Origin of the sequence: Ensifer sp. Root127 (assembly GCF_001425225.1) — a bacterium.
Lineage (GTDB): Bacteria > Pseudomonadota > Alphaproteobacteria > Rhizobiales > Rhizobiaceae > Ensifer > Ensifer canadensis.
Genome location: NZ_LMDX01000044.1, coordinates 46276 through 60388, shown reverse-complemented (window position 1 = coordinate 60388; position 14113 = coordinate 46276). Strand labels below are relative to the sequence as shown.

Below are 14113 nucleotides of genomic sequence, written 5' to 3'. Positions count from 1 at the left end.
CAGCGGCTCAGGCTTGGCGCAGGCCCTGAAGGCGGTTGACGACGGTGTCGGTATCGGTGGTCCAGCAGTAGCCGGAATAGGCGCGAAGGGCGCCTTCGTGGCGCTCGGGGCTGTAGGTCGCACAGGCGTCGCTGACGACGGTGACGAGATAGCCGCGGTCGGCGGCGTCGCGCACCGCCATGTCGACGCACTGGTCGGTGATGACGCCGGCGATGATCAGATAGCGGGTGTTGAGGTTGCGCAGGATGTAGTCGATGTTGGTCGAGTTGAAGACGCCGGAAGAGGTTTTCGGCAGCACGATCTCGTTGTCGACAGGCGCCAGTTCGGGAATGACCTGGCCCTCGGGCGAGCCCTTCGGCACATGCATGTCGGAAAGCTTGTGGTCGAGCGAGCGGTCGCGGCCGTCAAGCGTCAGGCTCTCGATGATGGTGTGCAGCACTTCGCAGCCGGAACTGCGGGCCGCCTCGAGGATGCGGACCTGGTTGGGGATCACCGTCTGGCGCAGCCGCTTGTGATAGTAGCTGTCGGCGTCCTGCGGGTGGGTCGGATCGAGATTGGGTTCGCACCAGATGCGCTGCATGTCGACGAACAGCACGGACGTGCGGCCGCGCTCGTAGTCGCTGTCGCGCCTCAGCATGTCGTCACCGACCTTCACTGTAACGGCACTCATTCGGATTCTCCTCGGTTGTGGTCCTGGCCTTTCGGCAGATAGTCAGCGGCCGTCGTCGACGTTCGGGTTGAGAGCGTCTTCGGTGATGGCGTAGCCGCGGCGCAGCTCCTCCATCTTCTCGATGCGGGCGCGCGATTGGGTGGCGAGACGGGCCGTCAGCGCGGCGATCAGCGCTTCCGTCTGGGCGATCGCCGGCACCATCGTGTCGTAGGGCGAGACCGTATCGACCGGCGCCGTCAGCGTGACGGTGGCGAATTCGGCGATCGGCGAAAGCCACCGGTCGGTGAACAGCACGATCCGTGCGCCTTGTGCGGCCGCCTGCTTGGCGAAGCGAATGGTGTCGTTCTGGTAGCGGCGGTAATCGTAGACGAACAGCACGTCGCGTTTGCCGAGATCGACGAGCTGGTCGACCTGGTCGGCCTGGCTGCCGTTGATCCAGCGGGTGTCGCCGCGCAGCTGCTTCATATGCGACCAGAGCAGGCCGGCGAGAAAACCGCTGAACCGACCGCCGAGGCAATGCGCTCGTGCGCTCGTGTCTGCCGCCGCATCGACCGCCGCCTCGAAATCCTCCGACGGCAGCATCTGCATCGAAGCTTCGAGCGCATGGATGCTGGCGCGCAGGAAGTACTGGTAGAAGTTCTCCTGTTCCAGCGACGGCCGCCGCTCGTCGAGCATCGACAGCGGCGAACTCATGCGTTCCTGCACTTCGCCGAGCAGCGCCTTCTGAAACTCCGGATAGCCCTCGAAGCCAAGCTTGTTGGCGAAGCGCACCACGGTCGGATTGCTGACCCCCGCCGACGAAGCCAGATAGGCAACGGTATTCAATCCCGCTGCCGGATAGTTCGACAGGAGCTGCCGCACGATCTTCAGTTCCGATCGTGTGAAAGTAATAGCCCCGTCTGTCAGTCGATCCCGGATTGCCACGATTTCCGCCTCCCAAAAATGATGGCTTGAACCCCGATTTCTAATTTTTGTTACATAATTGCTAGCAGAGAATGTTTTTTGAAACAAGATTGACATTTGATCGCGATGGGATAACTTTCATTACGGGAACTGGCCCGAGCCAAAAACAAAGGCGGGCCGACAATCCGGGGGAATGCAGATGGTCCGCGTCAGGCGAGAAACCGTCGTCGGTATCCTTTTAACGTCGTTGCCGCTGCTGGTGGCCGCTGCCGTCGCTTCGCTGGTTTTTCCGGGGAGCGGTGAGCGCCTCGTGACGCTGTTCATGATCAACGTGATCGCAGTGCTCGGCATCGGCATGTATGCTGGCAATTCGGGCATCGTTTCCTTCGGCCATGTCGGCTTCATGGCGATCGGCGCCTATGCGTCCGGCCTTCTCACCATCAACCCGATCGTCCAGAAGACGGCGCTGCCGCACCTGCCGGAATGGCTCGCCGGCATCGGCATGTCGTTCCTGCCGGCGCTTGCCGTGGCGCTGGTGGTCGTGGCGCTAGTCGCGGTGCTGATCGGAATACCCGTCGCGCGCCTTGCCGGTTCATCGGCTTCGATCGCGACGCTCGGCTTTCTCGTGATCGTCCATGTCGTGTTGGTCGCCTCGACCGATATCACCCGCGGCAGCCAGACCTTCTTCGGCATCCCGCGCGCGGTCAATCTGTGGGTGGCGTTGCCTTTTGCGGTGGCCGCCATCGCCATCGCCCGTCTCTACCGGGATTCGAGCGCGGGGCTGAAGTTGAGGGCCTCACGTGAGGACGAGATCGCCTCGACCGCCGTCGGCGTCAATGTCAGGCTTCATCGGTTTGTCGGCTGGGTCCTCGGCGCCATTCTGGCAGGGGCGGCGGGCGCGTTGCTGGCGCATTTCCTCGGCGCCTTCTCGCCCAAGGACTTCTATTTCAACCTGACCTTCGTGCTGCTCGCCATGCTGATCCTCGGTGGCGTCACCACCGTTTCGGGTGCGGTCGGCGGAACGGCCGTGATCATGCTGATCGTCGAGCTTCTGCGCAAACTCGAAGGCGGTGTCGACCTCGGCTTCGTCACGCTTCCGACCGTCTTCGGTCTCACGGATATCGGCATCGGCGTTGCGATCCTGGTGGTGATGTATCGGCTCCAGGACGGGATCTTCGGGGTCCGCGAGCTGGATGAGCGTCTTGCCTGGTTGAAGCGCTTTGCCGCAAAGCCTGCGACAGCCTCCGACAGCGCGCAAAAAATTGCTCCGGTCCCACCGGGCGGAACACTCAAGGTCGAAAATCTCGGCAAGAAATTCGCCGGACTTGTGGCGCTGGAAAACGCCAATTTCGAGATCAAGCCGGGTCTCGTGACCGGTCTCATCGGCCCGAATGGGGCCGGCAAGTCGACGCTGATCAACAGCGTCTCCGGCGTCGTTCCGCCGTCGAGTGGCCGCGTGCTGATCGACGGCAAAGATATCGCATCGCTGTCGGTTCACGCGGTTCCGGTCGCCGGCCTCGCGCGCACCTTCCAGAACATCCGCCTGTTCAAGAACCTGACCGTGCTCGAAAACGTCACGGTGGCGGCGAGTGCTTTGAAGGGCAATGGCGAGGACCCGATGGAAAGCGCCCGGCTGGTGCTTTCAGAGGTTGGGCTCGACGGCTTTTCCGACCAGCTTGCCGGAACACTTTCCTATGGCGCGCAACGCCGTCTCGAGATCGCCCGCGCACTGGCCTTGAGGCCGCGCTACCTGCTGCTCGACGAGCCGGCGGCCGGCATGAACCCTGCCGAAACGCAGGAACTGATGCACGTGCTCGACCGCATCCGCACGAAGTACCGCCTCGGCCTGCTCGTCGTCGAGCATGACCTGAAGCTGATCATGCGGCTCTGCGATATCGTCGTCGTCCTCAACAAGGGCCAGCAGATCGCCATCGGCACACCGGCGGAGATCCAGGCCAACCCGGCTGTGATCGAAGCCTATATCGGCCGTCGCCGTTCGTCAGCGCAGGCGCAGCATGAGGTTGTCGAGGCCACCGGTCTCCGGCCGGGCACAGGCAGCCTTCACAATCCAGCTTGATCAGCAAACGAAATCAGAAAGAGGGAGCTTACCGATGAAATCGAATCTCAGGGCACTGTGCCTCACCACCATCCTTAGCGGCTTCGCGCTGTCGCCGCTGCCGGCATTTGCCGAAGATTTGGTCATCGGTCTTGCCACCGCCCAAACCGGCGGCCTTGCTCCCTATGACCAGCCGTCGCTGAAGGGCCTGGAAATGGCCGTCGAGGAAATCAACGCGGCTGGCGGCGCTGCCGGCAAGTTCCCGATCAAGCTGGTGGCCAAGGACACGCGCTCGGACGCTGCCCAGACGGCACTGGTGGCGCAGGAACTGGTTGATCAGGGCGTCAAGATCATGATCACGCCTTGCGATGCCGATCCGTCGATCGCCGCCGGCCAGGTGACGCAGGCGGCGCAAATCCCTGCCTTCTCGTTCTGTGCGACCACCCCGACCATGCCGCTTGCTGTCGGCGACTACATGTTCGGCAACTATCCCGCCGACAACGTCCAGGCCGCAGTGCTCGCAGCCTACGCCGTCGAGAAGGGCTACAAGAAGGCTTACATCCTCAAGTCTCCCGATAGCGCCTATACGCTGAAGCTTCCGGAATATTTCGGCGAAGCCTTCAAGGCCAAGGGCGGCGAGCTTCTGGGCGAAGGCACCTTCAGCATGGGCCAGCAGGATTTCGGCGCCGAAGTCACCAAGATCAAGGCGATGAATCCGGCACCCGACGTCATCATGACGGCTGCCTACGAGCCCGATTTTCCGGCCTTCATCCGCCAGCTGCGCGGCGCCGGCGTCACCATTCCGATCCTCGGCAGCGACGGCATCGATTCGCCGACGACATTCGGACTTGGCGCCACCGTCGACGGCGTGGTCTTCACCACGGCCGGGTTTGCCAGTGAGGGCAGCCCGCTCGCCGACTTCAACGTGAAGTACAAGGAGAAGTTCGGTCAGGTGCCGGATACGGTCTACATTGCCAACGGCTACGACCTCGGCAAGGTCATCGACGCTGCCGTGACCGAAGCCAACAGCATCGACCCGGTCGCCATCCGCAACGCCATCGCCTCGCTCGAAAACGTCCAGGGTGTCACCGGCCCGATCAGCTACGCCGGCACGCAAGGCATGCCATTGCGTTCGGTCTCGCTGGTTCGCATCGGAGGTGGCAACCGCGAGCTGATCAGCCAGGGCGTTCCCGCCGCGGCCGACATTCCGGCCCCCTGAGCCGCCACCACTTGCGATCTTCGGCGTCGCGCCGGAGATCGTTCGGCCGCCTGCAGGGCCGTCTCGCAATCCATGGCAAGGACTTTGCCCCGATGATGCACAGTGAAATTCCCGCTCAGAAGCCCCTGCTCGAAGTGAGCGGCCTCAAGGTTGCCTATGGTGCCGTCGAGGCGCTGAAGGGGGTCGATCTCACCGTCAACAAAGGGCAGATCGTCACGCTGCTCGGCGCCAACGGCGCCGGCAAGAGCTCGACGCTGAATGCGCTGATGGGCCTGGCGGCAAAGAAGGCGGGGCGGGTGTCGTTCAATGGCCAGGACATTTCCGGCCTGCCGCCGGAACAGATCGTCAGGCTCGGCATGACGCTGACGCCGGAAGGCCGGCGCATCTTTCCAAGCCTGACGGTGGACGAACACCTGCTGCTTGGCGGCGCCATGCACAAGGCGCGCGGGGTGATATCCGACGTGCGCGAGGACATGCTGTCGCGTTTCCCGATCCTGAAAGAACGTCTTAGCCAGAAAGCCGGTTCGCTGTCCGGTGGCGAGCAGCAGATGCTGGCGATCGCCCGTTCGATGATGTCGTCGCCCGACCTTTTGCTGCTCGACGAGCCTTCGCTCGGGCTGGCGCCGCAGGTGGTCGACCTGATCTTCGACCTGATCGCCGGTCTGCGCCAGAAGGGCCTGACGATCCTGCTCGTCGAGCAGAACGTAGCACTTTCGCTCGAAATCGCCGACGCGGGCTATGTCATGGCGAACGGGCGCATCGTGCTCTCCGGCACTGCCGCCGAACTTCGCAATTCAACTGAAATCCAGGGTGCCTATCTCGGCGCTTGAGGCCGGGGGCAAAGAGGTCACAACGATGGACATGTTCCTGCAGCAGCTGGTCAACGCGCTGAGCCTCGGCGGCACCTATGCGCTTCTCGCGCTTGGGCTCGCGGTCGTCTTCTCGATCATGGGGCTGATCAATTTCGCCCATGGCGAACTGATGACGGCGGCGGGCTACGGGCTGTGCTTCGCCCTTCTGCTGGGCGTGCCCTTTCCGCTCGCCATCTTCGGCGCGCTGATGATCGCGGTGGCGCTTGCCATGTTGATGGAGCGCATCGCCTTTCGGCCGGTGCGGGGCGCGAGCGGCACGACGCTGCTTCTCACCAGCTTTGCCGTCAGCGCCATCCTGCGCGTCATCTTCCAGAACTTCATTTCGGCGCGGCCGAAGCCGGTGCCGATGCCGGAGAGCTTTTCCGGGACGATCGAGATCGGTGGCCTTCACCTCGGCCTGATCCAAGGCACATCGATCCTGGTCACGGTCATCATGCTCGTCGGGCTCAACCTCTTCCTGCGCACCACCGTTCTCGGCCGGGCGATGCGTGCGGCTTCGGAGGATTTCGCCATCGTCCGGCTGATGGGTATTCGCGCCAATGCCGTGGTTGCGACCGCCTTTGCCATTTCGGGACTGCTCGCGGGCGTCGCGGGCATTCTCTGGGTGGCGCAGCGCGGCAGCGTCGATCCGCTGATGGGCTTCCTGCCGGTCTTGAAGGCCTTCATCGCCGCGATCATTGGCGGGCTCGGCAGCCTCTCCGGCGCCGTTGCCGGCGGCTTCCTGCTCGGCTTCATCGAGGTGTTCCTGCAGGCCTATCTGCCGGAAAGCCTGCTCAGCTACCGCGATGCCTTCACCATCCTGCTCGTCATCGGCGTGCTTCTCTTCGCGCCGCAGGGGCTGCTTGCGCGCAAGACGATCGTCAAACTCTGAAGGGTTGCGCCCCACCTGTCGGTTGACCAGAAAAAACGCTCCGGCGTCGGAAATGTCAGACGGTGACAGATCCTGCTGTTTGACGAAAGGGGCATCCCCACGCCCTCATTCCGGCCTTGTGCCGGAATCCAGCGATCCGACGTCGGTCGGGTCAGAGGACTTTTCAGCCCAAGGACTTGGGCTGGCTGGATCCCTGTGACAGGCACAGGGATGAGGGAAGTCTTCGCTGGTGTCGGGATTTCCCGATCTGCTATGACGAGGCCTGACTTGTCGACTGTCCGCTGTCCATCATCGCCGTACGTTTTGTCGGAACCTCCAGATCCCCCTTGGGAAAGCTGCCACAAGCGGCGTTGCGCAACGCCTCGCTCCGAGCAGACAGACAGAATGCAACCGCCCCTTGTCAAACGCCAGAAGCGAAAAACGCCGCGGTGAGGGCCGCGGCGCATGGTTGGTTGGTCTATTTATTGGCGCAATTCCGGAGGGAAGACCTTCTCCGGATTTGCCTGCGATCAGCGCGCCGGCGGCGCGTACATCAGGCCGCCCTGGCTCCACAGCTTGTTGAGGCCGCGGTCGATCTTGAGCGCACTGTCCTTGCCCAGGTGCTTTTCGAAGACCTCGCCATAGTTGCCGACGGCGGAGATCGCCTGGAAGGCCCATGTCGGGCCGAGGCCCAGCGCCTTGCCGGCTTCGTTGTCGATGCCCAGGAACCGCTTCTGGCCGACCGTGCCGCTTTCCTGCATCTTGGCCGCGTTCTCCTTGGTGATACCAAGTTCTTCGGCCTCGATCATCGCGAACAATGTCCAGCGAACGACCTTGAACCACTGCTCGTCGCCCTGGCGCACGGCCGGTCCGAGCGGCTCCTTGGAGATGACTTCCGGCAACACGACGAAGCGGTCCGGGTCGTTCAGCGTCAGGCGCTGGGCGTAGAGCGCCGAGGCGTCGGTCGAATAGACGTCGCAGCGCGCCGTGTTGAAGGCCTGGATCGTCTGGTCGGGCTTTTCGAAAGCGATGACCTGGTACTGGATGTTGTTGGAGCTGAAGTAGTCGGCCATGTTCTGCTCGGTGGTCGTGCCGGTTTCCGTGCAGACGGAGGCGCCCGAGAGTTCCTTGACGCTCTTCACGCCGAGGTCGTTGCGCACCATGAAGGCCTGGCCGTCATAGTAGTTGACGCCGACGAAGCTCATGCCGAGATCGCTGTCGCGCGACAGCGTCCAGGTGGTCTGGCGCGAAAGCAGATCGACTTCGCCCGACTGCAGCGCGGTGAAGCGCTCCTTGGTCGAGAGCGGCACGTATTTCACCTTGTCCGGGTTGCCGAGCGTGGCCGCAGCGACCGCGCGGCAGAAGTCGATGTCGAAGCCGCTCCACTCGCCCTTGTCGTTCGGCGCGGAAAAGCCGAGCACGCCCTGGCTGACGCCGCAGCGAAGTTCGCCGCGTTCCTTGACGACATCAAGCGTGGCGGCGCTGGCTGCCGTTCCGGCGAGAAACGCCGCACTCGCAAGTGCTAGAATTCCAAGTTTCATTGTCCTGTTCTCCTCTTGTTATGCAGTTTTAAAGGCACGCGTCTTCGCTGCCGGGGCACGTGCGCGTCCCGGCCAACTGGCTATCGTTTCGGCGGTATCGAGCCCGGTCTTAACCGAGCTTCCTGCTCACATCCGCAAAGGTCTCTTCGAGGACGGCGAGCAGATGATCGGCGTCGCGTTTCGAGAAGATCATCGGCGGACGCATCTTCAAGACGTTGTCATGTGGCCCTTCGGTGCCCATCAACACGCCGCGCTGGCGGGCGCCGTTGGAAACGGCCCGGGCAAATTCGGTGGCGGGTGCCTTGGTATTGCGGTCGCTGACCAGTTCGATGCCAAGGAACAGCCCCATGCCGCGGACGTCGCCGATCACCTCGTAACGCGCCTGCATCGCCCGGAAGGAGCCGATGAGGTAGTTGCCGATAGCAAGTGCGTTGCCGCGCAGGTCCTGCCCCTCGATGACGTCGAGCACGGCAAGGCCGACGGCGCAGGAAACCGGGTTTCCGCCGAAGGTGTTGAAGTACTCCATGCCGTTGTTGAAGCTGTCGGTGACCTCGCGGGTGGTGACGACGGCGGCCAGCGGATGGCCGTCGCCGATCGGCTTGCCCATGGTGACGATGTCGGGAACGATCCCTTGAGTCTCGAACGCCCACCAGTGGCTGCCGACACGGCCGAAGCCGACCTGAACCTCATCGGCGACGCAGACGCCGCCGGCTTCGCGCACCAGGCGATAGACTTCCTTCAAGTAGCCTTCGGGCAGGAACACCTGGCCGGCAACGCTCGGGATCGATTCCGCGATGAAGAAGCCGAGGCCTTCGCCCTTTGCCTGCATGGCCGCGATCTGCTCTGCGACGCTTTCGGCAAAGCGCTTGCCGTGTTCTTCTGCCGGCCAATCGGCGGGCGCGCGATAGCTGTCGGGAACGGCAGCGACATGGACATGCGGTTTCGGGCCCTTGCCGCCTTTGCGACGGAATTTGTAGGGGCTGATGTCGATCAGCTCCTGCGTGGTGCCGTGATAGGACCAGTCGAGCGTGATGGCGTTTTCACGGCCCGTATGCGCGCGCATCATGCGCAGCGCCAGGCTGTTTGCCTCCGAGCCGCTGTTGACGAAACCGGCGACTGTCAGTTCTTTCGGCAGCGTCGCGGTCAGCCGTTCCGCATAGGCGACAATATTGTCGTGCAGATAGCGCGTGTTGGTGTTGAGGATCGCCGCCTGCTTCGTCATCGCCTCGACGACCGCGGGATGGGCGTGGCCGATGTGGCAGACATTGTTGAAGCAGTCGAGATAGGCGCGGCCACTGTCGTCGATCAGCCAGACGCCTTCGCCGCGCACGAACTTGATCGGCTTTTCGTAGGAGATCGACAGGTTCGGCAGCAGCAGTTCCTTGCGCAGCTTGACGATCTCGTCATGCGCACGACCGCTCTTTGCGTAAAACTCCTCGGCAATGCCGGCGAAGGTGCGCGCATCGGGGAAGAGCTCGGCCCAGACGTCGAGATATTGCGGTTCGCCGACGCCGAGGATTTCGGTCGCCGAAAGGTTTGCGTCGATGGAAAGCTGCAAATGCAGGTGCGGCGCCCAGCCGCCGTTTTCCATCGGAGCACCCATTTCGCCGACGAGCGCACCGGCTTCGAGCCGGTCGCCAGCCTTGATCCGGCCCATTGTCTCGTGCGCCAGATGACCCCAGAGCGACACGAAGGGCGGGCAGCCCTCGGGTTCGTGGCGAAGCGCAATCAGGCAGCCGTAACCAAGCGGGTCCGCCTCGATCTCGACGCTGACGACGGTGGCGGCGATCGGTGTGAACACCTTGGTGCCGGCTGCCATGAACAGGTCGAGCCCGAGATGGCAGGTGCGGCGGGTGTTCTCGACCAGCCGTGAGACGAACATTTCGCCGGCATAGACGGTGCGCGCCTCACCCCAGGGGCCGATGCCGAGATCGACGCCGTTTTCGCGGCAATAGTCTTCCCAGATCGCCTGGGCCTCATCCGGCTGTTCACCGGCGGATTTCACCGTCATCGGATGATCAGGGTCGCCGTAGGGCACGAGCGCTGCTGGGTAGGTCGCGGCCGGGCGTTCGAGCAGCGGCGCGAGCGCCTTGCGGTTTTCGCTAATCCAGGCGGTAACGCCGCGCGTTCCCGGAGCTGCCTCGAAGCCGCAGGCCTTGCGCAGGATCGCGGTGGCAAAGCGCGGGTTCATCCGGTCGAGTTTGCGCAAGAGCGTCCAGGCTGGCCTTTCGCTGATGGCAAGGTAAGGATTGTCGGTCGTGTGGGCGCGGCGCGAGGCCGAGATCGTCACCGAGGTGACGAGCCGCATGGCGATGAGGTCGAAGAGAAGATCGACTTCCTCTTCGAGCAGCGGATATTCCGCGTGGAAGCCGCGGGCGATGGCGGCGGTGGCGCCGATCGGGTCGGGATGGTCGAGACCGGCATAGGCGGCGGCAATGGCGACTTCGGCAATGACGGGCGCATAGAGTGCGTCGCCGAAATCGATCAGCCCGGAGATGCGGTCATGATCTGATTTGTCGACCAGTACGTTCCAGTCGTTGGCGTCGTTGTGGATGACAGCCGACCGCAGTGTCGCCAGCCTCGGCTCCACCGACTTTGCAAAGCGGACAAGGAAACGCTCCAGCAATGCGCGGTCATCCGGCTCGGTTACATGGTTCAGCCTGTCCCTGGAACGGCCGGCCTTGCGAATGTCCCAGTCGAGGTCGCGCAACGCACCCGGATGCATGAAGCCTTTCAGCGAGGCGTCGAAGCGGCCGAGCATCTGGCCGAGCGACTGGAGCGCACTGGTGCTGCGGCCGGTTTCGGCGAGCGGGTTGCCCGAGACCCAGCTGACGAGGCGCAGCCTGTGGCTGACGCCGTGCTGGCTGGTGGTTCCGGCAAGGCTGGTGCCGGCCAATGTCGGCTTGATGTGCGGCACCGGCAATTCGGCGGCAAAGGTTCCGACATGGCTGAGCAGCGCCGTCTGGAAGTCGCTCTCGACCTCGGGCTCGGCGGCATTGACGACCTTCAGGATATAGGTGGCGCCGTCGGCGGCCTCGACCTTGAAGTTCTGGTCGCGTTCGCTGGCCAGCAGCGACAGCGTGCCGGAAAGGCCGTAATGCTGCTTCAGCAGTGCTGACGCAGCGTCGATAGAAAAGTCTGGTGTCGTCTTCAGCATGTCGTTCATGGGAACCCTCGTCTTGAGAGGCAGAGTTGCACGAGCGGCCGACGCATGCATCCGGCATTATGCCGGTTGCACCGACATTATGTTTATAATAACCGTCATCTTGTCGGCGCGCTCGGAGGCGGAAATCATGCAGGACATCGACGCGATCGACCGGACGATCCTCAGCATCCTGTCGCGGGAGGCGCGCATCCCGATGAAGTCGCTGGCGGGCAGGATCGGGCTTTCCCGAAGTGCGACGACGGAGCGCGTCACCCGCCTGGAAAAGGCGGGCATCATTCGCGGCTACCGCGCCGATATCGGCCAGCTGGAGGAGGGGCAGATCCAGGCCTTCCTGCTCGTCACGCTGCAGCGTACGCCGTCGATCGGCGTGCTTGACCGGCTCGCCGGCTTTTCTTCCGTGCGCAAGGTTTCCTCCGTCAGCGGCCAGCTCGATCTGGTCGTCGAGGTCGAGGTCGGCTCCATCAACGCGCTGAATGAACTGCGCAACGAAGTGGCGACCATGGACAACGTCGAGGATCTGACGACGTCGATCGTGCTCAGGCGGGATATCGAGCGTAGCTGATATTCCCGGGGATATCGAAAGAACCTGAGGCGTATCACCCCTCGCTCAGCATCTCCGCCTCGCCGGAGAAGCGCTCGACCAACGTACGGCGCACGCGGCCGATGTCGCGCAACGGCGGCTCGCCGAAGTGGCGGGCATATTCGCGACTGAATTGCGACTGGCTCTCGTAGCCGACCTGATGGCCGGCATCTCCGGCATCGAGACTTTCTTCCAGCATCAGCCGCCGCGCCTCCTGCAGCCGCAACTGCTTCTGGTACTGCAGCGGGCTCATTGCGGTGATCGCCTTGAAATGGTGGTGCAGCGACGAAACGCTCATCGAGACCCGGCTCGCTAGGTCGTCGATGCGCAGCGGCCGGGAATAGTGCTCCTTCAGCCAGGCGACGGCGCGGCCGACCTGATGCGGCTGGCTTTCGACTGTTGCCATCTGGCGAAGCCGGTGGCCGTGCGGGCCGGTCACCAGGCGATACAGAATTTCCTGCTCGACCAGCGGCAGCAGTGCGGGAATATCGTCGGGCCGGTCGAGTAGCCGCAAGAGCCTGAGTGCTGCATCTTCGAGGTCAGGTGTGATCTTGCTGACCGTCATGCCGCGCGGCGAGGCGGAGGCCGGCATATGCCCCTGCGCCAGAAAGTCGAGCAATGCCGGAATCTTGGCCGTATCGATCTGGAAGGCGAAGCTGAGATAAGGCTCGTCGGCCGAAGCCTTGCAGACCTGCGACAACACCGGCAGGTCGATCGACGTCAGCAGATAATCGGAAGCGCCATAGATCAGCGTCTCGTCGCCGAGTACCACGCGCTTGGCGCCCTGGACGATGATCGCAAGGCTCGGCTTGTAGGCCGCGCAATTGACGGGTGCGTCGCCGGAATGGCGATGAATGCTCAAACCTGGGATTGCGGTCTGGTGGTCGCCGTCCTTCCCGGTGATCCGGGCAATGACGTCGATCATGTCCTGTCTGGCAGTCTGTCGCGTGGCTGTCATATTCTGTGGTCTTTCCAGCGGCTTAGCATTGTGTGCGGCAATGCTCAGATAAGGCTTCGAAGCGCTATTGCCATCATATATTTTTCATTCTTGCAGGATCGGGCAAAAACTTTGCAGGATCGCGATAACGCTTTTGCCGATCGCGAACGCATAGTCCCTGCCTGCGATCTGCCGGTAACGCTCCGGTCATTTCGCATCTCCCAAAATTGAAGGACAGACTGATGGCCATTGCAAGAGGATATGCGGCGACCGACGCGTCGAAACCGCTGACGCCCTTCACCTTCGAACGTCGCGAGCCGCGCGACAACGACGTGGTGATCGACATCAAATATTGCGGCGTCTGCCACTCCGACATTCACCAGGCACGCAACGAATGGGGCAACTCGGCCTTCCCGATGGTCCCCGGCCACGAGATCGTCGGCATCGTCACCGCCGTCGGCTCCAAGGTCACCAAATTCAAGGTGGGTGACCGCGCCGGCGTCGGCTGCTTCGTCGATTCGTGCACCACCTGCGCGACACGCGACGTCGATCTGGAGCATTACATGCCAGGTCTGGTGGTGACCTATAACGGCGTCGAGGCCGACGGCAAGACAGCGACGCAGGGTGGCTACTCCGACAGCATCGTCGTCAAGGAAGGCTATGTCCTGTCGATCCCGGAAAACCTGCCGCTCGACGCGGCGGCACCGCTTTTGTGTGCCGGCATCACGCTCTATTCGCCGCTTCGTCACTGGAAGGCCGGTCCCGGCAAGAAGGTCGCGATCGTCGGCATGGGCGGTCTCGGCCATATGGGCGTCAAGATCGCCCACGCCATGGGCGCGGAGGTGACGGTGCTCAGCCAAAGCCTGTCGAAGAAGGAAGACGGGCTGAAGCTCGGTGCCGACCACTACTTCGCCACCAACGATCCGGAAACCTTCAAGACGCTTCAGGGCCAGTTCGACCTGATCATCTGCACGGTCGCAGCCGAGATCGACTGGAACGCCTATCTCAACCTGTTGAAGGTCGACGGCGATTTCGTGCTGGTCGGTATTCCGGAAAATGCCGTGCCGGTCCATGCCTTCGCGCTGGTTCCGGCCCGCCGCAGCATTTCCGGCTCGATGATCGGTTCGATCAAGGAAACCCAGGAAATGCTCGACTTCTGCGGCGCCCACAACATCGTCTCGGAGATCGAAACGATCAAGATCCAGGAGATCAACGAAGCCTACGAGCGTGTCGTCAAGAGCGACGTCCGCTACCGCTTCGTCATCGACATGGCGTCGCTCGACGCGGCGTAAGCGCGGGTTCAGGGGTGCCGTACTAAA

General features: G+C 63.0%; 11 protein-coding genes. 6 read left to right on the top strand and 5 right to left on the bottom strand.

Going from position 1 to position 14113, the window contains the following annotated elements:
* Nucleotides 1–7: 7 nt before the first annotated feature.
* Both ASD03_RS29995 and ASD03_RS29990 read right to left on the bottom strand, forming a co-directional pair.
* Nucleotides 8–670 (bottom strand): isochorismatase family cysteine hydrolase, encoded by a 663-nt coding sequence (locus tag ASD03_RS29995; RefSeq protein ID WP_025424685.1) that lies wholly within the window; start codon nt 668–670, stop codon nt 8–10.
* Nucleotides 671–712: 42 nt separating this feature from the next.
* Nucleotides 713–1594 carry a MurR/RpiR family transcriptional regulator gene (locus ASD03_RS29990; protein ID WP_025424684.1) on the bottom strand — a complete coding sequence of 294 codons (882 nt, stop codon included), beginning with the start codon at nt 1592–1594 and terminating at the stop codon, nt 713–715.
* Between the two features lie 178 nt (nt 1595–1772).
* On the opposite strand from ASD03_RS29990, the gene ASD03_RS29985 reads away from it, so the two are divergent.
* The 4 genes from ASD03_RS29985 (at nt 1773) to ASD03_RS29970 (ending at nt 6591) form a co-directional block, all read left to right on the top strand.
* On the top strand, nt 1773–3650 hold the full coding sequence (locus ASD03_RS29985) for a branched-chain amino acid ABC transporter ATP-binding protein/permease (RefSeq protein WP_025424683.1): 1878 nt from the start codon (nt 1773–1775) through the stop codon (nt 3648–3650).
* 34 nt (nt 3651–3684) lie between these two features.
* The gene (locus ASD03_RS29980) at nt 3685–4848 is read left to right on the top strand and encodes an ABC transporter substrate-binding protein (protein WP_025424682.1); all 1164 of its coding nucleotides are present in this window, start codon (nt 3685–3687) and stop codon (nt 4846–4848) included.
* Between the two features lie 92 nt (nt 4849–4940).
* Entirely contained in the window at nt 4941–5678 is a 738-nt protein-coding gene (locus ASD03_RS29975) for an ABC transporter ATP-binding protein (protein WP_107028043.1), read from the top strand.
* Between the two features lie 25 nt (nt 5679–5703).
* Complete coding sequence (locus ASD03_RS29970; protein ID WP_025424680.1) at nt 5704–6591, top strand: branched-chain amino acid ABC transporter permease; 888 nt, start codon at nt 5704–5706, stop codon at nt 6589–6591.
* Between the two features lie 509 nt (nt 6592–7100).
* Here the strand turns inward: ASD03_RS29970 and ASD03_RS29965 are convergent.
* Both ASD03_RS29965 and ASD03_RS29960 read right to left on the bottom strand, forming a co-directional pair.
* Nucleotides 7101–8111 carry an amino acid ABC transporter substrate-binding protein gene (locus tag ASD03_RS29965; protein WP_025424679.1) on the bottom strand — a complete coding sequence of 337 codons (1011 nt, stop codon included), beginning with the start codon at nt 8109–8111 and terminating at the stop codon, nt 7101–7103.
* Between the two features lie 109 nt (nt 8112–8220).
* On the bottom strand, nt 8221–11277 hold the full coding sequence (locus tag ASD03_RS29960; RefSeq protein WP_057217892.1) for an aminotransferase class III-fold pyridoxal phosphate-dependent enzyme: 3057 nt from the start codon (nt 11275–11277) through the stop codon (nt 8221–8223).
* A gap of 79 nt (nt 11278–11356) precedes the next feature.
* Here ASD03_RS29960 and ASD03_RS29955 point away from each other — a divergent pair, with 79 nt between their 5' ends.
* On the top strand, nt 11357–11839 hold the full coding sequence (locus ASD03_RS29955) for an Lrp/AsnC family transcriptional regulator (RefSeq protein WP_051509126.1): 483 nt from the start codon (nt 11357–11359) through the stop codon (nt 11837–11839).
* A gap of 34 nt (nt 11840–11873) precedes the next feature.
* On the opposite strand, the gene ASD03_RS29950 is transcribed toward ASD03_RS29955, so the two are convergent.
* Nucleotides 11874–12815 carry an AraC family transcriptional regulator gene (locus ASD03_RS29950; RefSeq protein WP_025424676.1) on the bottom strand — a complete coding sequence of 314 codons (942 nt, stop codon included), beginning with the start codon at nt 12813–12815 and terminating at the stop codon, nt 11874–11876.
* A 221-nt stretch (nt 12816–13036) separates the two neighbouring features.
* On the opposite strand from ASD03_RS29950, the gene ASD03_RS29945 reads away from it, so the two are divergent.
* A complete protein-coding gene (locus ASD03_RS29945; RefSeq protein WP_025424675.1) occupies nt 13037–14086 on the top strand; it encodes an NAD(P)-dependent alcohol dehydrogenase in 1050 nt (349 codons plus the stop codon).
* Nucleotides 14087–14113 lie beyond the last annotated feature (27 nt).

Coding starts and splice junctions, on each gene's coding strand:
- ASD03_RS29995 (WP_025424685.1), bottom strand. CDS start 670: ATGAGTGCCGTTACAGTGAAGGTCGGTGACGACATGCTGAGGCGCGAC.
- ASD03_RS29985 (WP_025424683.1), top strand. CDS start 1,773: ATGGTCCGCGTCAGGCGAGAAACCGTCGTCGGTATCCTTTTAACGTCG.
- ASD03_RS29980 (WP_025424682.1), top strand. CDS start 3,685: ATGAAATCGAATCTCAGGGCACTGTGCCTCACCACCATCCTTAGCGGC.
- ASD03_RS29975 (WP_107028043.1), top strand. CDS start 4,941: ATGATGCACAGTGAAATTCCCGCTCAGAAGCCCCTGCTCGAAGTGAGC.
- ASD03_RS29970 (WP_025424680.1), top strand. CDS start 5,704: ATGGACATGTTCCTGCAGCAGCTGGTCAACGCGCTGAGCCTCGGCGGC.
- ASD03_RS29965 (WP_025424679.1), bottom strand. CDS start 8,111: ATGAAACTTGGAATTCTAGCACTTGCGAGTGCGGCGTTTCTCGCCGGA.
- ASD03_RS29960 (WP_057217892.1), bottom strand. CDS start 11,277: ATGAACGACATGCTGAAGACGACACCAGACTTTTCTATCGACGCTGCG.
- ASD03_RS29955 (WP_051509126.1), top strand. CDS start 11,357: ATGTTTATAATAACCGTCATCTTGTCGGCGCGCTCGGAGGCGGAAATC.
- ASD03_RS29950 (WP_025424676.1), bottom strand. CDS start 12,815: ATGACAGCCACGCGACAGACTGCCAGACAGGACATGATCGACGTCATT.
- ASD03_RS29945 (WP_025424675.1), top strand. CDS start 13,037: ATGGCCATTGCAAGAGGATATGCGGCGACCGACGCGTCGAAACCGCTG.